Below are 18,314 nucleotides of genomic sequence, written 5' to 3' on the forward strand. Positions count from 1 at the left end.
CCGTAGGCTCAGGCGGGAGGTGCGGCGATGACGGTGCGCCCGTCTTTCGGCTGGGGGTCCGGGGGTTATCCCCCGGGGAAACGCAGCAACATCCGTAGGCTCAGGCGGGAGGTGCGGCGATGACGGTGCGCCCGTCTTTCGGCTGGGGGTCCGGGGGTTATCCCCCGGGGAAACGCAGCAACATCCGCAGGCTCAGGCGGGAGGTGCGGCGATGAGCAAGCAAGGCATACAAAGCGCGCAAGGCGAGCAGAGCGCGCGCAAGGCCAAGCCCTCCCTCGGCTCCCGGCTGGCGAGCGGCGTCAGCGGCGGGATCGTACGCGTCGTCCTGCTCCTCGTCGGCCTGTTCTGGCTGGTGCCGACCATCGGGCTGCTGCTGTCCTCGCTGCGCAAACCGGAGGACATGAACGCGTCCGGCTGGTGGAAGGTGTTCAGCGAGCCCTCGCAGCTCACCGTGGACAGCTACCAAAAGCTCCTGGAGAACAGCGACATCACCGACTCGCTGGTGAACACCGTGCTGATCACGGTCCCGGCGACCGTCCTCGTCGTGGTCATCGGCTCGCTCGCGGGCTACGCCTTCGCCTGGATGGAGTTCCCCGGCCGCGACTGGTGGTTCCTGGGCGTGGTCGGCCTGCTGGTCGTCCCCGTGCAGGTGGCGCTGATCCCGATCGCCGAACTCTTCGGGAACATCGGCGTCTTCGGCACGATCTTCGGCGTCGTCCTCTTCCATGTGGGCTTCGGCCTGCCCTTCGCGGTGTTCCTGCTGCGGAACTTCTTCGCGGAGATCCCGAGGGAGCTGCTGGAGGCGGCGAGGCTCGACGGCGCGGGTGAACTACGGCTGTTCGTACGGGTCGTGATGCCGCTCGGCGGTCCCGCGATCGCGTCCCTCGGCATCTTCCAGTTCCTGTGGGTGTGGAACGACATGCTGGTCGCGCTGGTGTTCTCCGACTCGGGCAGCCAGCCGATCACGGTCGCACTGCAGACCCAGGTACGGCAGTTCGGCAACAACATCGACGTGCTGGCGCCGGGCGCCTTCATCTCGATGGTCATCCCGCTGGCCGTGTTCTTCGCGTTCCAGCGGCAGTTCGTGTCCGGCGTGATGGCGGGCGCGGTGAAGTAGACCGGCAGGAGCGGCATTTCAGGGGCGGGCCGGACACCGGCCCGCCCCTTGCCCGTCACCGCGAAAACCCCGCGCGTTCACCGGAAAATCCCCCGTATGCCACATCTGGCGTAACCAAGTCACCCCTTCGGCCGTTTCCGCGCAGTATGCCCGCGCCGACCCATGGATGTGCCTTGCCCAGGTTCAGTGTCATCGTCCCCGCGTACAAGGTTCAGGCGTACCTGCACGAGTGCCTTGAATCCGTCCTCGATCAGTCGTACCCCGATCTCGAACTGATCGCCGTCGACGACCACTCGCCCGACGCCTGCGGGGCGATCATCGACGAGTTCGCCGCCCGCGACGGCCGCGTCCGTCCCGTACACCTGCCCGAGAACGTCGGCCTGGGCCGCGCCCGCAACGCGGGCCTCGAACGCGCCACCGGCGACTATCTGATCTTCCTGGACAGCGACGACACGCTCACTCCGGACGCCCTGCGCGCGATCGCCGACCGGCTGAAGGAGACCGCCGAACCGGACGTCCTGGTCTACGACTACGCGCGCACGTACTGGAACGGCAGGACTGTTCGCAACCAGTTCGCGGAGCAGCTCACCGAGCAGGGCCCGGCGCCCTTCCCGCTCGACGCCCGGCCAGGACTGCTCAAGGTCCTGATGGTGGTCTGGAACAAGGCGTACCGCCGCGAGTTCGTCGAGCGCGAGGGCTTCACCTTCCCGCCCGGCTACTACGAGGACACCCCCTGGACCTATCCGGTGCTGGTCTCCGCCGAGACCATCGCCACGCTGGATCGCGTGTGCGTCCACTACCGCCAGCGCCGGCTCGGCAACATCCTCGGCACCAGCAGCCGCAGCCACTTCGACATCTTCGAGCAGTACGACCGTGTCTTCGCGCATCTCGACGCGCACCCGGAGCTGGCCGCCCGCTGGCGCCCGGTCCTGTTCCGCCGGATGGTCGACCACCTCTCGACGGTGTTCACCAAGCGCGACCGGCTGCCGCGCGGCAGCCGCGCCGAGTTCCTCCGCAAGGCCCGTACCCACTACCGCCGTTACCGCACGCCGGGCGCCCCCGTCCGCCCGCGCGCCCGCGTCCGGCACGCCCTGGTCCGGCTCGGCACACACCGCACGTACCGCCTGCTGTCGCTGGCCTCGCACGCGCGCAAAAAGTCCCTGCGCGGCATGAAAGAACTGCTCCGCACCACACGCGGCGCCGCCCTGCAGTTCCACTACCGCGTCCAGCTCCGTCTTCCCCTGCGCGCCGACCGCGCCGTCTTCTCCAGCTACTGGGGGCGCGGCCACGGCTGCAATCCGGGCGCCCTGGAGTCGGCGTTCCGCGCTCTCGCCCCGCACATCCGCACCGCGTGGATCGCGCACCCCGAGCACCATCACACGATCCCGCCCTCGACGCGCAGGCTGCGGCCCGGTACGACGGCGTACTGGACGGCACTCGCCCGCTCCAAGTACCTCGTGAACAACGTCAACTTCGACCGCCGGCTGGTCAAGCGCAGCGGCCAGATCATGATCCAGACGCAGCACGGCACTCCGCTCAAACACATGGGCCTCGACCTCCAGGACCGCCCGGCCGCCGCCCGCGACACGGACTTCGCCGAGCTGCTGCGCAGCGCCGACAAGTGGGACTACTGCCTGTCCGGCAACCGCCACTCCACCCTGGTCTGGGAGCGGGTCTTCCCGGCCGCGTTCACGACACTGGAGTACGGGCTCCCCCGCAACGACGTGTTCCAGCGGGCGACTTCGGCGGACGTGTCCCGGTTGCGCGCGTCCCTCGGCATCCCGGAGGCCGCCGTCGCCGTCCTGTACGCGCCCACGTACCGCGACTACCGCCGCGCCCAGCGCCTCGGCCTCGACCTGGAGCGCGTCCTGCGCCGGCTCGGCCCCAGCTTCGTGGTGCTGACCCGGGCCCACCACTCGTACGCCGCCCCGCTCACCCACACCCCCGGCGCCCGGATCATCGACGTCTCCGACCACCCGAGCGTCGAGTCCCTGTGCCTCGCCTCGGACGCGCTGATCACCGACTACTCGTCCCTGATGTTCGACTACGCGGCCCTCGACCGGCCGATCGTCATCCACGCGGACGACTGGGAGGCGTACGAGGCGTCCCGCGGCACCTACTTCGACCTGCGCGCCTTCCCGCCGGGCGCGGTGGCGCGCAGCGAGGACGAGCTGATCGACATCTTCTCGTCCGGCCACTGGCGCGGCTCCCGCTCGTCGCAGCTGCGGGCCGCGTTCCGCGAACGGTTCTGCCCGTACGAGGACGGGCGCGCCGCCGAGCGGGTGGTACGCCATGTCGTGCTGGGCGAGCGGGGCGGACTGCCGCGAGCCGTGCCGCTCACGGAGCTGCATCCGGTCCCGTCGGCCGCCGCGGCCCGCCCGGACGCCCCCCTCACCACCGTTCCCGCGCCCGGCGGCGCCCCCATCGCCGAGACCTTCTGAGCAGGAGCGGGCATGCCTTCCAGTCCCTCGCGGCCCACACCGACCCGGCCCACCACGTGGCGGCCCGCCGGGCGGCCGGGGCGATGAAGTCCCTGACCAGCGTTTCCGTGAGCGTTCCATGAAAGAAAGAGCAGAATGCCCCTCTTCAGCGTCATCGTGCCCACCCATGGAGTCGCCGGACGACTGGCCGACGCGCTGGACTCTGTCCTCGCCCAGTCCTTCGGCGACCTCGAGCTGATCCCGGTCTGCGACGGGCCGGAGTCCCCGGAGGGCGAGCTCGTCGCCGGGTACGCCGCGCGGGACTCCCGTGTCGTCCCCCTGTACTCGCCGCCGTCGTGCGGGCTGGGCGCGGCGCGCAACACCGGGATCGGGGTGGCGAGGGGTACATATCTGCTCTTCCTCGACGGCGACGACGTCCTGGTGCCGGGCGCGCTGGCAACCCTGGACGCCGAGCTCCGGCACAACGCGGACGTCCTCTACTTCGCGCACGAGCGGGTCCACTGGTGGTCCGGCGCGACGACCAAGCCCCCGCTCCCGCCGACACCTCGAGGGGTGTTCGCCCCGGACCGGGCGCCGCAGCTGACCGGCGTGCGGCTCCCGGCGTGGAGTGCGGCCTACCGCCGCGCCTTCCTCCTGGAACACCGACTCACCTTTCCCGACGGGCATTTCACGGACCTCGGCTGGGGCGGCCTGGTGACCGTGGCCGCCGGGCGGGTGGCGGTGCTGCGCTCGGTCGTCGTACGGCATCTGCTGCGGCGGCAGGGCAGCAAGCTGAACGCACCGGGTGAGCAGCAGCTCCACCTCCTCGACCAGATCGACCTGGTGATGCGGACAGCCGCCGAACAGGGGCTGTCCGACGAGCGGTCACAAGCGTTGTTCGATCAATTCTTCACCCTCGTCCTGAAGACGGCCGCCCACCCGAACCGACTGCCCGCGCGCCACCGCCGGGCCTTCTTCCGCTGCGCGGGCACGCTCTACCGGCGCCACCGCCCGGCCGGGTTCCAGCCACCGGCGGGCAGTGTCGGAGTGCAACACCGGCTGCTCGCGGCCGGGGCGTACAGCGCGTTCCGGACGCTGCGCGGCGCCAACCGGGCGGCGGCGAAGGCGGTACGAAGGGTGCCGCGCCCGAGGATGCCGCGCACCCGCGCCCGCTACGCCACGCACCTGCGCCGCGCCCTCGACGAGAACCTGGCCGTGTACTGCGCGTACTGGGGCCGCGGCTACGCCTGCAATCCGGCCGCGATCCACGCCAAGGCCCGCGAACTCGCCCCGCACATCCGCTCGGTGTTCCTGGTCGAGCCCGGCGCGGTGGACGAGCTGCCGAAGGGCGTCGAGCACGCCGTGATCGGCAGCCGCCGCTACTGGGAGGTGCTGGCCCGCGCCAAGTACTTCATCAACAACGCCAACTTCGCGGACGGTGTCGTCAAGCGCCCCGGCACCGTGCACGTACAGACCCAGCACGGCACCCCGCTGAAGAAGATGGGCGTCGACCAGTCGACGTATCCCGTGGTGGCCGCCGCGACCGGCAGCTTCAAAAAGCTGCTGAACCGCGTGGACCGCTGGGACTACAACCTCTCCTCCAACCATCACTCCACCCAGATGTGGGAGCGGGCCTTCCCCGGCACGTACGAGGCCCTGGAGTACGGCTATCCGCGCAACGACGTCTACTACACGGCGACCGCCGACGACGTGGCCCGTGTGCGCGAGCGGCTGGGCGTCCCCGAGGGCAGGACGGCCCTCCTCTACGCGCCCACGCACCGCGACCACAGCACCGGTTTCGAGGCCCGGCTCGACCTGGAGGCGTTCTGCGAGGAGATCGGCGACGAGTTCGTCGTCCTGCTGCGCGCCCACTACTTCTACGACGAGGGCCGTGGAAAGAGCAGCGGCCGGATCATCGACGTGACCCGGCACCGCTCCTCGGAGGACGTCTGTCTGGCCGCCGACGTGCTGATCACGGACTACTCGTCGATCATGTTCGACTATGCCAACCTCGACCGCCCGATCGTCGTGTACGCGGACGACTGGGAGGTCTACCGGGAGACGCGGGGCGTCTACTTCGACGTGACGCAGGCACCGCCGGGCCCGGTGGCCCGCACCCCGCAGGAGCTCGCGCGGGTCTTCCACGACCGCTCCTACGCGGACGCCTCTTCGCGGGCCCTGCGGGCCGAGTTCCGGGAGCGTTTCTGCCAGTTCGACGACGGCAGGGCCGCCGAGAGGGTCGTACGGAGAGTGCTGCTGGGCGAGCCGCCCGAGGCGATCCCCCCGGTGGTCCCGCTCGCCGAGCGCGTGGTGGCCCCCGCCGCGTCCATCTTCGTGAGGAGCTGACGTGCCCCGCTTCAGCATCATCGTGCCCGTCTTCAAGGTGCAGGGCTTTCTGCGCGAGTGCCTCGACTCGGTCCTGGAGCAGTCGTACCCGGACCTCGAGGTCATCGCCGTCGACGACTGTTCGCCGGACGGCTGCGGCGCGATCCTCGACGAGTACGCGGCCCGCGACCCGCGCGTACGGGTGCTGCACCTGCCTCACAACGTGGGGCTCGGCCCTGCCCGGAACGCCGGAATGCCGTACGCCACCGGGGACTACCTCTTCTTCCTCGACAGCGACGACACGCTCACACCGGGCGCCCTGCGCGCCATCGCCGACCGCCTGGACGAGACCGCCGACCCGGACGACCCCGACGACCCCGACGTCCTCGTGTTCGACTACGCGCGAACGTACTGGTGGGGCGGGACGCGCCGGAACGTCCTCGCACGCGTCCTGGCGGAGGGGGGCGACGGCACCTTCACGGCCGCCGAACGCCCGGAGATCCTGGACCTGTTGATGGTCGTGTGGAACAAGGTCTATCGCCGCGAGTTCATCCGGCGCGAGGACTTCACCTTCCCGCCCGGCTACTACGAGGACACGCCCTGGACGTTCCCCGTCATGCTCAGCGCGGAGCGCATCGCCACGCTGGACCGGATCTGTCTGGCCTACCGGCAGCGGCGTCAGGGCAACATCCTGTCCACCACCAGCCGCAAGCACTTCGACATCCACGACCAGTACGAGCGGGTCTTCGCGTTCGTCGACTCCCGCCCGGAACTGGCGAGGTGGCGCCCGTATCTGCATCGCAGGATGGGCAAGCACTGCCTGGACATCCTCTCCAAGCCGGACCGGCTGCCCGAGTCCGACAAGGCCGAGTTCTTCCGGCGTACGGCCGCCCTCTTCCGCGAGCACAGGAGCGGGCCGGTGCCGAGCGATCTGCGCGTCCTGGAGGGCGGTTACGTCCGCTATCGCGCCCGGCGGCAGGCGGAGCAGCTGGGCGGGAAACTCGACCGGCGCGGGCGGCAGGCACGCAAGGCGACCGTCACCCGCATCAAGCGCGGCTGGTCCGCCGCGCACGAACACCGCCCGCTGGACCCGAGCCTGGCGGTCTACTCGGCGTTCTCGCACCGGGGGGTGCTCGGCGATCCGGGCGCGATCCACCGTGCGGCCCGTGAACTCGCCCCGCACATCCGCTCGGTGTGGGTGGTGCGCGAGGACCGGGTGCCGCTGCTGCCGCCCGGCATCGAGTACGTCACCCCGGACTCACCGCGCTACCGCCAAGTGACCGCCCGGGCCACGTACTTCGTCAACAACGTCAACTGGTCCGGCGCACTCGTCAAACGCCCCGGCAGCGTCCACATCCACACCCACCAGGGCACCCCGCTGAAGTACATGGCGGCCGACCTGCTGGACAAGCCCGGAGCCCGGCACGGCTTCGACGTGCCGGGGATGCTGCGCCGCGCCGACCGCTGGGACTACAGCCTGGTCGCCAACCGCCACTCCGAGCTGGTCTGGGACCGCGCCTACCCCTGCCACTTCACCTCGCTGCGCACCGGCAGTCCCCGCAACGACGTACTCGTCAACGGGAAGCCGGGTGACGAGATCCGCGCCCGCCTGGGCATCCCCGCCGACCACACCGTGGTCCTGTACGCGCCGACGCGCCGCGACTACGTCCGGGGCGGGTACGCCGACCGTATCGACCTCGCCCGGTTCGCCGGCGACCTCGGTGCGGGCCACACCCTCGTCGTCCGCCTGCATCCGTCGCTCGCGGACGGCCCGGCGCGCGGGATGGGCCTGGCGGAGCTGCACCGGCGCGGGGTTCTCGTCGACGCGACGGACGAGCCGCACGTCGAGGATCTGATGCTCGCCTCCGACGTGCTGGTCACGGACTACTCGGCCCTCATGTTCGACTACGCCAACCTGGACCGGCCGATCGTGATCCACGCCGACGACTGGGGGGCGTACGCGGCGAGCCGCGGCGCCTACTTCGACATCACCGCCGACGCGCCGGGCCATGTCGCGTGCTCCTACCGGGAGTTGGTGTGGCTGTTCGGGTCCGGGACCTGGCAGGACGCGGAGTCGGCGCGGCTGCGGGCCGGGTTCCGGGAGCGGTTCTGCGCGTTCGACGACGGGCGGGCGGCCGAGCGGGTCGTGCGGACGCTGATGCTGGGCGAGCAGGTCGTGGAGCAGGTGTCCGTCGACGCCGTGCCGGCGCGGGTGGGACGCGACATCCTGACGTCGTCGTAGCCGCAGGGTGGTGGGGGCTGGTCTCGCCCACGTGACGGAGCCGCACATGCCACAGCCTCGCGCCCCTTGAGAGGCGCGAGGTGCGGGAGTCGGAAGGACGGGAACCTACTCGACGACGAGCTCGACCGGGATGTTGCCGCGGGTGGCGTTGGAGTAGGGGCACACCTGGTGGGCCTGCTCGACCAGCTTGCGGCCGGTGGCCGCATCCACGGAGTCGGGAAGCTCGATGCGGAGCGTGACGGCGAGGCCGAAGCCCTCGCCCTGCTTGCCGATGCCGACCTCGCCGGTCACCGCGGCCTCGCTGACGTCGACCTTCGCGGCGCGGCCGACGAGGCCGAGGGCGCTGGCGAAACAGGCGGCGTAACCGGCCGCGAACAGCTGCTCGGGGTTGGTGCCCTGGCCATTGCCACCCATCTCCACCGGGAGGGCCAGCTGGAGGTCGAGCTTGCCGTCGGAGCTGACGGCGCGGCCCTCGCGGCCGTGGGTGGCGGTGGCGACAGCGGTGTAGAGCGTGTCCATGGAGACCGTCCCTCTCAAGTCAAGGTCTTGCCGGGGCGGCCGGTCCGACCGCCTCACGTCCTCAATTAGAGCACGCAATTCAATTGCGCACAACTTAATGACGGGCGAGAGCTATCCTGGATCCATGACCGCCCTGCCGACCCCCAGCCCCCAGGCCCCGCCCCTGACTCCGCCCGACGGGGACTACCTCCGTCTCGACCAGCAGATCTGCTTCTCACTGAACGCCGCGTCGCGCGCCTTCGGCAGCGTCTACCGGGTGATCCTCAAGGATCTGGGGCTCACCTACCCCCAGTACCTGGTGATGCTGGTGCTGTGGGAGCACGGAGAGCTGCCGGTGAAGAAGGTCGGCGAGCATCTGCGGCTCGACTCCGGGACCCTGTCTCCGCTGCTCAAGCGACTGGAGGCGGCCGGTCTCGTACGCCGTGAGCGCAGCGCCCGCGACGAGCGCTCCGTGCACGTCCACCTCACCGACGAGGGCACTGCCCTGCGCGAGCGCGCGCTGCTCGTGCCGCGCCGGATCGCCGCCGCGACGAGCTTCGAGCTCGACGAGATCCGGGAGCTGCGGACGCGCCTGGACCGGCTGACGACGGCGCTCGACGAGGCGGTCCTGGCTGACGGGGGCCTGGAGGAGCCGGCGGTGGACGAGGCGGTGCTGCACGAGGGGGCGCCGGACGAGGGGGCGCTGAACCAGGGCCGCCCGCCCTTCGCCCGGGCCGACGGGCCTCGCCCATGACGTCGGTCGGCGTACGTACAAGCGCAGGGTGACGCCCTTGCGGACGAGTTGCTCGCGCAGGGTGAACGCCTTGTCGAGCAGGGTGAGTTTGGCTCGATCGGTGGCGGTCCGCGCCGACCAGGTCGGCTGCATCGCGAACGGTTCGGCGACCACCCACACACGGTTGAGCCGCTCGAGCCGGCGGCGCAGCTCACCCGGGCCCGCCTCCTCCCCGTAGAGCGTCCCGGACGCGTGCGCGGGCGTCCTGAGCGCGATGTCGCGCACCCCGTGAAAGCCCTTCGGATAGGCCAGCGCCGACCGCCGCGCGAGCGACGGCAGGAACAACACCGGGTCGCCGGGCCGCAGTTCGCGCCCGGCGACGGCGGAGACCGCGGCAAGGTTGTCGGGACGGCGATCGAGGGCGCGGTCCTGGCGGAGCAGGGGAAACTGGACGGCGAAGGAGGCGGCGATGGCGAGGACACCGGCGAGACCGACGAACGGCAGCCGCGCCCTAGGGCCTGTCCGGAGTTTCCCGTCGTCCGCCCGGAGGGCGGGCGCCGCGGCGTCTGGTGCGGTGCATCGCAAGGCGGAGGGTCGTCCGCGTACTGGGCGTACGCGGACGATCCCGACAACGCGGCGAGGCGCCGTGCCAGGCGTCGCGGCGCAGGCCGGAAACTCCGGACAGGCCCTAGGCCTCACCAGCGGCGCCCTCGACGCCCGCCCCGCCCACCGCAGCCGCGACACCGCCGCCGTCATCCGCAGCCTCGGTCCCGCCGTCGTGGACCACAGCCGCGCCACCGCCCCCGCCAGGCGGTCCGCCCCCGTCGCGGCCAGCAACGGCGCCCCCGCCAGGGCGTACAGCACATACCGCTGGTCGTAGAGCGGGCAGAAGCGGGAGACCGTGATCAGCACCGCGGGCGGGACCACCATCAGCGGCAGGGCGACCGCCGCGAGCGTCACCTCCCCGCGTCGCGCGCGTGGCGGGCTCACCGCGAGGCCGATGAGGGCCAGGTAGGGCACGAGGACAGGCTCGGTCGACCCGGTGAACGCGCGCAGCAGCCGGTCCACACTCTCCGCGTTCGGCGGCGACAGCCACGCGACCTGGGCGGACTGCCCGTGCGAGACGAGCACCAGCGGCGACAGCACGAGCACCGCGGCCCCCACCGCGCACCCCCACCGCCGCCACACCCGCCACGGCATCCGCGCCACCGCCAGGGTCACCGCGTGCGCGAGCAGCAACAGCACCGCGAACTCGTGCAGCAGGCAGGTGACGGCGACGGTCCCCCCGTACACCCACCAGCCCCCGACACGCGGCGCGCGTACCGCGCGTACCAGGAGCAGCGTCGCCCCCGCCGCGCCGGCCGCGACGAGCGCGTACGAGCGGCCCTCCTGTGCGAAGTGTCCGGTCATGGGCGTGACCGCGTACAGCAGGCCCGCCCACAGGCCGACGCGCGGACGGCACAGGCGGACGCCGAGGGCGGCGACGAGGCCCGCGGTCGCGGCGGCGCCGAAGACCGAGGGGAGCCGGATGGCGACCTCGCCGAAGTCGGGGGCGAGGACGACGTGCATGAGGAGGTAGTACAGGCCGTGCACCGCGTCGACGTGGTGCAGCAGGTGCCAGATCTGCGGGACCGAACGCTGTGCGACCTGGAAGGTGGCGGCCTCGTCTCGCCACATGCCGCCGCGGTCCAGCCCCCACAGCCCGAGCGCCAGCATGACGAGCATGGGCACGGACACCGCCACGAACTCGGGGCGGCCGACGCCGCACCGCTTCCTCAACACTCTCACCATGGGACCGATTTTTTGCTATTAGCCAACCTTCGAAAGGTATTGACGGCGTATCGGCGCTCATGAGGCATCCATGCAGCTTACGATCCGGCCTTGATGAGCGCTTACCAGCCCCCCCGACACCGCCGGTTCCCCCTGCTCGCTCTCGCCGCCGCCTGGGTGGCCACTCGCGCCCTGATGCTCTGGCTGCTCGCGCACGACGACATCGCCCCGCTGGGCAACGGCGCGGTGTCGCGCGAGGTGAGTCACCTGTACTTCCGCTGGTACGGCGTCCTGTCGCACGGCGCCTTTCCGGCAGGTGACCGGCTGTGGCAGTACCCACCGGGCGCGGGCCCCATGCTGCTCTCGCCCGCGCTGCTGCCGAGCCTGACGTACGTCCAGGCCTTCGTGACGCTCACGCTCGTGGCGGACGCCGTGATCGCGCTGGCACTCGCGCGCGCGGGCACCCGTCCTGGCCGCAGTCCGCGGGGCGCGGTGCTGTGGACGCTGGGCCTGCCGCTGCTGCTGCACATTCCGCTGGCGCGGTACGACGTGCAGGTCACGGCGTTCGCCGTCATCTCCCTGTTGACGTTGACGCGCTCCACGCGCGCGTGCGGCGCGTTCGCCGCGCTCGGCGCCCTGGTGAAGGTCTGGCCCGCGCTGACCCTCCTGGGCGCCCCGCGGGGTCGTACGACACGGGAGGCCTGGACGTCGGCGGCGGTCACGGCGGCCGGCCTGCTCGCCGTCCTGACGGCGGCCTTCGGCAACCCCTTGGACTTCCTGCGCCAGCAGGGCGGCCGGGGCGTGCAGATCGAGTCGCTGGGCGGCACGGTCCTCGGTTTCGCGCGCCACGCGGGCTGGCCGGGCCGGGTGCGCTACCAGTACGGCGCGATGGAGTTCGTGGGTCCGTACGTCCCGGCGGTCGCGGCCGTCTCGCTCGCCCTCACGGTCGCCGCCTTCGGGCTTCTGCTGCTGTGGCGGGCTCGGGCGCGCCGCTGGACGCCGTCGACGCCGTACGACGCCGCGCTCACCGCCGTCCTGCTGTTCACGGTGACGAGCCGGGTGATCAGCCCGCAGTACATGGTGTGGCTGCTCGGCCTGTCCGCCGTGTGCCTGACCTCGCGACACACCACGCAACGCCCGGTGGCCGCGCTGATCGTGGCGGCGACGGCGGTCGGCTCCGTCGCCTATCCCGGCCTGTACGGGGAGGTCGTCCACAGCACCTGGACGGGCTGCCTGCTGATGCTCGTACGCAACGGTCTGCTGGCGACGGCGGCGCTGCTGTCGTTCTCGCGGCTGTGGCGGTCGGGCCTTCCCGTGCCTGACGCTCCGGCAACCGGCACTGCCGCGACGGGCGTTCCGGTGACGGACGTTCCCGTGACAGGCGTTCCCGTGACGGGCGGGGTGAAATCCACCGTTCTCCGCCGTTCCCGCACGGAACTGATCCCGTGAAGCCGCACCACGCGCAGGTCTGCGTCGTCGTCATCGGCTACAACGACGCCACCCATGTGACGGACGCGGTGCGCTCGGCGCTCGCGCAGGGCCCGGCGGTCCGGGAGGTACTCGCCGTCGACGACCGCTCGACCGACGGCAGCGCGGACCTCCTCGACCGCCTCGCCGCCGCCGAGCCGCGCCTGCGGGTCATCCACCGCCCGGACAACAGCGGCGGCTGCGGCAGCCCCCGCAACGACGGGATCGACGCCGCCAGGGCCCCGTACGTGATGTTCCTGGACAGCGACGACGTGCTGCCGCCCGGCGCGGTGGACGCGCTGCTCGCGGCGGCGCTCGAACAGCGCACACAGGTCACGGCGGGCCTGTGCGTGCGCCGCGAGCTGCCCTCGGGCCGCGAGATCCCCTGGGAGCGCGAGCTGTACGCGAGGCCCGCCCTGATCGACCACCCGTCCCGGCGCCCGCGCCTGGTCCACGACACGCTCTGCGTCAACAAGCTGTATCGCACCGACTTCCTCCACGAGCACGGCATCCGCTTCCCCGAAGGCCGCCACCCCTACGAGGACTTCGTGTTCACCGCACGCGTGCTGGCCGCCGGGCCGCGCATCGCGCTGATCCCCGCCACGGTGTACGTGTGGCACGTACGGCGCACCGCCGCCCGCCTGTCCCTCTCGCTCGACCGCGCGGACGTCGACAACTGGCGGGCCCGGACCGCGGCGAACCGGGCCGCCTACGAGATCCTCCTCGGCGCCGGTGAGCAGCGGCTCGCGCGAGCCACGCACGCCAAGTTCCTCGACCACGAACTGCGCATGTACACCCGCGAGCTGGAGCTGCGCGGCGCGGAGTACCGGCGCGCGTGGTGGGATCTCACGCGCGCGTACCTGTCGACCTTCGACACGAGCGACCTCACCGTCAACCCGACCGCCCCCGGCCGGCTGATCGCCCGCGTCGTCCTCGCCTCCCCCGAACCGCGCGACCTCGCCCGCCTCACGGAACTCGCCGCCCGCCCCGCCCGGCTGCGCCCGCCGTACGCCCGCGCCGCCGACTCCACGCCCATCTGGTCGCACGATCTGCCCCACGTCACGCTGGACCATCTCCTGCTGCGCCCCGTGCACGAGCTGCCGGCGGCCGTCGACGCGGAACTACGGCCACGCGCGCGTGCGGCACGACTGCGGCTGCGCCTGCACGACATGTACGGGTTGTACGGGCGGATCGCAAAGGCCGGTCCGGCCGTGGCGGACGTCGAGTTCGTGCACCGGGAGGAGGGCCGGCGAGTGGGTCTCGGTCGACAGGTCGCCCTCGTGCCGGACCCGGACCCGGCCCCGGACCGGGCCACCTGGTCGGCCGAGACGCCGGTGGAGCTGTCGGCGCTGGGCCGCGGCACCTGGGACCTGCGGCTGACGTTGCGTTTCCGCGACGGGTCGAGCCGTCACGTCACCGCCCACGCGATCGCCGGGCCTGGCCTGCTGCGCCGCCGCGTGATCCTGGACGCCCGCCACGGCGTCCTGCTGGTGCATCCGTACCGCACCCGCGCGGGGTCACTGGCGGTGCACCTCGCGCCCGGATGGCGAGGAATGACCGAAGTGGCACACCGTCGCCTCAGACGCCTGGTTCACTGATACGCGATCGACGACACCAGCCCGACCAATGGCTCACCGACGACTCACCAATGGTTCTCTGACGAGGGGACGGCCTCACATGACCTGGCTGATCACCGGCGGCGCCGGCTACATCGGGGCGCACATCGTCCGCGCGATGCGCGACGCGGGCGAACAGGCCGTGGTCTACGACGATTTGTCCACAGGCATCGCGGAGCGGATCCCCGCGGGCGTTCCGCTGGTGGTCGGCTCGACCCTGGACGCCGATCTGCTGGCCCGGACGCTCAAGGACCACGCGATCACGGGCGTGGTCCACCTGGCGGCCAAGAAGCAGGTCGGCGAGTCCGTGGAGCTCCCGCTGCACTACTACCGCGAGAACGTCGAGGGCCTGCGGGTCCTGCTGGAAGGCGTGACGGCGGCGAACGTCCCGTCCTTCGTGTTCTCCTCCTCGGCCGCGGTGTACGGCATGCCGGATGTGGACCTGGTGACGGAGGAGATGCCCTGCGTCCCGATGAGCCCGTACGGCGAGACGAAGCTGACGGGCGAGTGGCTGGTCCGCGCGACGGGCCGCGCGACAGGCCTGTCCACGGCGTCGCTGCGCTACTTCAACGTGGCGGGAGCGGCGACGCCCGCACTCGCGGACGTCGGTGTCTTCAACCTCGTCCCCATGGTCTTCGAGAAGCTCACCGAGGACGCGCCGCCGCGCATCTTCGGTGACGACTACCCGACGCCCGACGGGACGTGCGTGCGGGACTACATCCACGTGGTGGACCTGGCGGAGGCCCATGTGGCCGCGGCACGCGCCCTGCGGGGCTCACGCGGCCGGGCCCTGACCCTCAACATCGGTCGCGGGGAAGGCGTTTCGGTCCGCGAGATGATCGACCGGATCAACGCGATCACCGGCTACGACCGCCCGCCGGTCACCACGCCGCGCCGCCCCGGCGACCCGGCCCGCGTCGTCGCCTCGGCCGACCGCATCGCCGCCGAACTCAACTGGAAGGCGAAGTACGACGTCGAGGACATGATCACGTCGGCGTGGGCGGGGTGGGTCCGGCTGCACCCGGGCGCGGCGCGCGCCTAGGTCCTGTCGTCACCTTCCCGTCGTCGGCCCGAGGCAGGCGGGAAGGTGACGACAGCGCCTAGACCTCCACCGCCACCTTGGCCAACTCGGGGAACCTGACGCCGGTCAGCTCCTCGGAGGCCGCCCACAGACGGACCGCGGACACCGGGTCGCTGGCCGCGGCCGAGCGGCCGACCAGCGCCGGTGCGCCGCGCATCTCGCCGAAACCGTCCGGTCCGACATAGCTCGCGCCGGGCAGGTCCTCCGTGGCGGCGTACAGCGTGGGCAGGGCGCCGGCCTTGTTGTCCTGGGCGATGACCCGGTTGCCCACCGACATCAGCGCGCGGCGCAGCACGCTGGCATCCCGGCCCTGGAGGTTGGTGGCGGCCCAGCCGGGGTGCGCGGCGAGGGCCCGTACGGACGATCCCGCGGCGGCCAGGCGGCTCTGGAGCTCGAGGGTGAACAGCAGATTGGCGAGCTTGGACTGGCTGTAGGCGGCCATGGGTGAGTACTCACCCGTCAGATTCAGGTTCTCGAAGTGGATGCGAGTGCTGCCGGGGATCTTGTGCGCCCCCGAGGACAGGGTGACCACCCGGTCGGTGACGTGCGGCAGCAGCAGGTTGGTCAGCGCGAAGTGACCCAGATGGTTCGTCCCGAACTGCATCTCGAAGCCGTCCTTGGTGGCGGCCTCGGGGATGTTCATGACGCCCGCGTTGTTGATCAGCAGATCGAGGTCGCCCTGCCATGAGGCGGCGAACTCGCGCACGGAGGCGAGATCCGCCAGATCCAGCCGCCGCACCTCGACGCTGCCGTTGACGGTGAGGGCGGCCTCCTCGCCGCGCTTCGGGTCCCGTACGGCGAGGACGACATGGGCTCCGGCTCGGGCCAGGGCGTCGACGGTGGCGATGCCGAGCCCGCTGTTGGCGCCGGTGACGACGGCGGTACGGCCGGTCTGGTCACCGATGTCGCCGACGTTCCACTTCTTCTTGTTCTTCTCGACAGCCGAGTCCTTGGTAGCCATGCCACGAATGTAGGCGCCGACAACAATGCTGTCAACGCCAACAATGATGCCAATGCCAACAATGCTGACGGCGACAACAATGTAGTCGCCATCCACATTCCGGATACACTGACCGCCATGCAGACCCGCCTTCGCCGCTACCACCACGGAGACCTGCGCGCCGCGCTGCTGTCCCGGGCCGAGGAGACGCTCAGGGAGAAGGGGCCGGCCGCACTCTCGCTGCGCGAACTCGCCCGCGACCTGGACGTCAGCCATGCCGCCCCGAGCCGCCACTTCAAGGACAAGCAGGCCCTGCTGGACGCACTGGCGCTGGTCGGCTTCGAACGCCTCGTCGCGACCCTGGCCGCGTCACAGGAGTCGGCGGGCGAGTCCTTCGCCGATCAGTTCGGGGCCCTGGCCCGCGCCTATGTGGACTTCGCCACCACCAACGCGGAACTCCTCGACCTGATGTTCTCCATCAAGCACGACCCGGCGGCCTCCGAGGCCCTGCGCGAGGCATCCCAGGGCATGGCAGGCCTGGTCGGGAAACTGATCACGGAGGGCCAGCGCAGAGGCGAGGTCCGCGAGGGCCCCCTGGAAACCATCGGCATCCCGCTCTTCAGCACCCTCCGCGGCTTCGTGAGCCTCGCCGTCAGCAGCACCCTGCCCGCCGACACCCTGGACGCGGGCCTGGAGAACGTCATCGCCCACACCCTCCGAGGCTGCGCACCGGACCACCCCACGCCCCGCTGACCTGGCCCGCGTCACCCCGGGGCGGCGGGTGGGACCGGCGGTCGGCGGGCCCTTACCCGAGCCCGCTCATGACTCCCTGTTGAGGTACGCCAGTACGGCCAGCACCCTGCGGTGTCCGCTGTCGCTCGGCGGGAGCCCCAGCTTCAGGAAGACGTTGCCGATGTGCTTGCTGACGGAGCGTTCCGTGACGACCAGGGCCTTGGCGATGGTCGCGTTGTCGCGCCCCTCCGCCATCAGTTTGAGGACCTCGCGCTCACGGGGCGTGAGCGTGTCGAGGGGGTCGTTGCGGCGCCGGGTGAGGAGTTCGGTGACGACCTCGGGGTCCAGGGCCGTGCCGCCGGTCGCGACCCGGTCCAGCGCGTCGAGGAACTCGTCCACCCGGCCCACCCGGTCCTTGAGCAGATAGCCCACCCCGCTCGCGCCACCGCCGAGCAGCTCCGCGGCGTACGACTCCTCGACGTACTGCGAGAGCACCAGCACCGGAAGCCCGGGGATCTCCTTGCGCGCCTCGAGTGCCGCGCGCAGCCCCTCGTCACGGAAACCGGGCGGCATCCGGACGTCCAGCACGGCGATGTCCGGCCGTTGTTCGAGCAGCGCGGGCAGCACCTCGGGCCCGCTGCCCGCGACGGCCACCACCTCGTGCCCGGCGGAGGTGAGCAGCAGCACCATCCCCTCCCGCAGCAGGGCGTTGTCCTCGGCGATCACCACGCGCACGGCGGCTCCCCCTCCACTGTCCTGGTCACCACACGCACGGCAGCTCCACCTCGATCACGGTCGGCCCCCCGACGGGGCTGGTCATCAACAGGGTCCCGTCGAGCGCGGCCACGCGTCGCTGCATACCGAGCAGCCCGGAACCGCCCGCTTCTCCCCCGGAGCCGAAAGCCTGGGAGGTGCCCCCGGCACCGCCCTGCCCCGCATCGCGCACCTGGACGCGCAGGCCGCCCGGAATGCGGGCGAGCCGGATCTCGGCACGGTCGGATCCGCTGTGCTTGGCCGCGTTGGTCAGCGCCTCGGCGACCACGAAGTACGCCGCCGCCTCGATCGCGGCCGGTGCCCGGGAACCGCTCTGTGCCCCGTCCTCCAGACCGTCCACGACGACCGTGACGTCGAGCCCGCTGCTCGCCGCGAGCGCCCGCACCGCCCCCGCAAGCCCGCGGTCGGTGAGGATCGGCGGGTGGATGCCACGGACGACGTGCCGCAGCTCCGTCAGCGCCTCTTCAGCCTGGTCCTGCGCGTCGTCGAGGAGCTTGCGCGCGGCCTCGGGATCGCGGTCGTACGCCCGTTTCGCGATGCCGATCCGCATCGACAGCGACACCAGCCGCGCCTGCGTACCGTCGTGCAGATCCCGCTCG

The 18,314-nt window shown here is 71.5% G+C and carries 12 protein-coding genes and 2 pseudogenes; 9 read left to right on the forward strand and 5 right to left on the reverse strand.

All coding sequences use genetic code 11. The features are described from left to right. The first annotated feature begins 211 nt into the window (after positions 1-211). From AB0D57_RS10155 to AB0D57_RS10170, 4 genes are all read left to right on the forward strand, one after another. Positions 212-1,117 (forward strand): carbohydrate ABC transporter permease, encoded by a 906-nt coding sequence (locus AB0D57_RS10155; protein ID WP_362069719.1) that lies wholly within the window; start codon positions 212-214, stop codon positions 1,115-1,117. A 173-nt stretch (positions 1,118-1,290) separates the two neighbouring features. Then, the gene (locus AB0D57_RS10160; RefSeq protein ID WP_362069722.1) at positions 1,291-3,558 is read left to right on the forward strand and encodes a bifunctional glycosyltransferase family 2 protein/CDP-glycerol:glycerophosphate glycerophosphotransferase; all 2,268 of its coding nucleotides are present in this window, start codon (positions 1,291-1,293) and stop codon (positions 3,556-3,558) included. Between the two features lie 135 nt (positions 3,559-3,693). Continuing rightward, entirely contained in the window at positions 3,694-5,883 is a 2,190-nt protein-coding gene (locus AB0D57_RS10165) for a bifunctional glycosyltransferase family 2 protein/CDP-glycerol:glycerophosphate glycerophosphotransferase (RefSeq protein WP_362069725.1), read from the forward strand. A gap of 1 nt (position 5,884) precedes the next feature. Further along, positions 5,885-8,104, forward strand: coding sequence for a CDP-glycerol glycerophosphotransferase family protein (locus AB0D57_RS10170; RefSeq protein WP_362069728.1), 2,220 nt, complete (start codon positions 5,885-5,887; stop codon positions 8,102-8,104). Positions 8,105-8,209: 105 nt separating this feature from the next. Here AB0D57_RS10170 and AB0D57_RS10175 read toward each other — a convergent pair whose 3' ends face one another. Continuing rightward, a complete protein-coding gene (locus AB0D57_RS10175) occupies positions 8,210-8,623 on the reverse strand; it encodes an organic hydroperoxide resistance protein (RefSeq protein ID WP_362069731.1) in 414 nt (137 codons plus the stop codon). A gap of 124 nt (positions 8,624-8,747) precedes the next feature. Here AB0D57_RS10175 and AB0D57_RS10180 point away from each other — a divergent pair. After that, positions 8,748-9,236: pseudogene (locus AB0D57_RS10180) on the forward strand (MarR family transcriptional regulator); the annotation flags it as partial. A 1,242-nt stretch (positions 9,237-10,478) separates the two neighbouring features. On the opposite strand, the pseudogene AB0D57_RS10185 reads toward AB0D57_RS10180, so the two are convergent. Further along, positions 10,479-11,126 (reverse strand): annotated as a pseudogene (locus AB0D57_RS10185) (glycosyltransferase family 39 protein); the annotation flags it as partial. A gap of 93 nt (positions 11,127-11,219) precedes the next feature. Here AB0D57_RS10185 and AB0D57_RS10190 point away from each other — a divergent pair. The 3 genes from AB0D57_RS10190 (at position 11,220) to galE (ending at position 15,230) form a co-directional block, all read left to right on the forward strand. Further along, entirely contained in the window at positions 11,220-12,554 is a 1,335-nt protein-coding gene (locus tag AB0D57_RS10190; RefSeq protein WP_362069734.1) for a glycosyltransferase family 87 protein, read from the forward strand. Then, positions 12,551-14,170 carry a glycosyltransferase family A protein gene (locus AB0D57_RS10195; protein ID WP_362069737.1) on the forward strand — a complete coding sequence of 540 codons (1,620 nt, stop codon included), beginning with the start codon at positions 12,551-12,553 and terminating at the stop codon, positions 14,168-14,170. Before AB0D57_RS10190 ends, AB0D57_RS10195 begins: the two co-directional genes overlap by 4 nt. A gap of 79 nt (positions 14,171-14,249) precedes the next feature. After that, complete coding sequence (gene galE, locus AB0D57_RS10200; RefSeq protein ID WP_362069740.1) at positions 14,250-15,230, forward strand: UDP-glucose 4-epimerase GalE; 981 nt, start codon at positions 14,250-14,252, stop codon at positions 15,228-15,230. Positions 15,231-15,288: 58 nt separating this feature from the next. Here galE and AB0D57_RS10205 read toward each other — a convergent pair whose 3' ends face one another. Continuing rightward, the gene (locus AB0D57_RS10205) at positions 15,289-16,230 is read right to left on the reverse strand and encodes an oxidoreductase (RefSeq protein ID WP_362069743.1); all 942 of its coding nucleotides are present in this window, start codon (positions 16,228-16,230) and stop codon (positions 15,289-15,291) included. Between the two features lie 117 nt (positions 16,231-16,347). Here AB0D57_RS10205 and AB0D57_RS10210 point away from each other — a divergent pair, with 117 nt between their 5' ends. After that, entirely contained in the window at positions 16,348-16,962 is a 615-nt protein-coding gene (locus tag AB0D57_RS10210) for a TetR/AcrR family transcriptional regulator (protein WP_362069746.1), read from the forward strand. 66 nt (positions 16,963-17,028) lie between these two features. On the opposite strand, the gene AB0D57_RS10215 is transcribed toward AB0D57_RS10210, so the two are convergent. Next, on the reverse strand, positions 17,029-17,676 hold the full coding sequence (locus AB0D57_RS10215; RefSeq protein ID WP_362069749.1) for a response regulator transcription factor: 648 nt from the start codon (positions 17,674-17,676) through the stop codon (positions 17,029-17,031). A gap of 25 nt (positions 17,677-17,701) precedes the next feature. Next, positions 17,702-18,314 (reverse strand): histidine kinase (locus AB0D57_RS10220; protein ID WP_362069752.1); only part of this gene is annotated, 613 nt, incomplete at its 5' end.

Source organism: Streptomyces sp. NPDC048275 (genome assembly GCF_040652275.1).
In the GTDB taxonomy this organism is placed as follows: Bacteria; Actinomycetota; Actinomycetes; order Streptomycetales; family Streptomycetaceae; genus Streptomyces.

Coding starts and splice junctions, on each gene's coding strand:
- AB0D57_RS10165 (WP_362069725.1), top strand. CDS start 3,694: ATGCCCCTCTTCAGCGTCATCGTGCCCACCCATGGAGTCGCCGGACGA.
- AB0D57_RS10210 (WP_362069746.1), top strand. CDS start 16,348: ATGCAGACCCGCCTTCGCCGCTACCACCACGGAGACCTGCGCGCCGCG.
- AB0D57_RS10205 (WP_362069743.1), bottom strand. CDS start 16,230: ATGGCTACCAAGGACTCGGCTGTCGAGAAGAACAAGAAGAAGTGGAAC.
- AB0D57_RS10155 (WP_362069719.1), top strand. CDS start 212: ATGAGCAAGCAAGGCATACAAAGCGCGCAAGGCGAGCAGAGCGCGCGC.
- AB0D57_RS10175 (WP_362069731.1), bottom strand. CDS start 8,623: ATGGACACGCTCTACACCGCTGTCGCCACCGCCACCCACGGCCGCGAG.
- AB0D57_RS10190 (WP_362069734.1), top strand. CDS start 11,220: ATGAGCGCTTACCAGCCCCCCCGACACCGCCGGTTCCCCCTGCTCGCT.
- galE (WP_362069740.1), top strand. CDS start 14,250: ATGACCTGGCTGATCACCGGCGGCGCCGGCTACATCGGGGCGCACATC.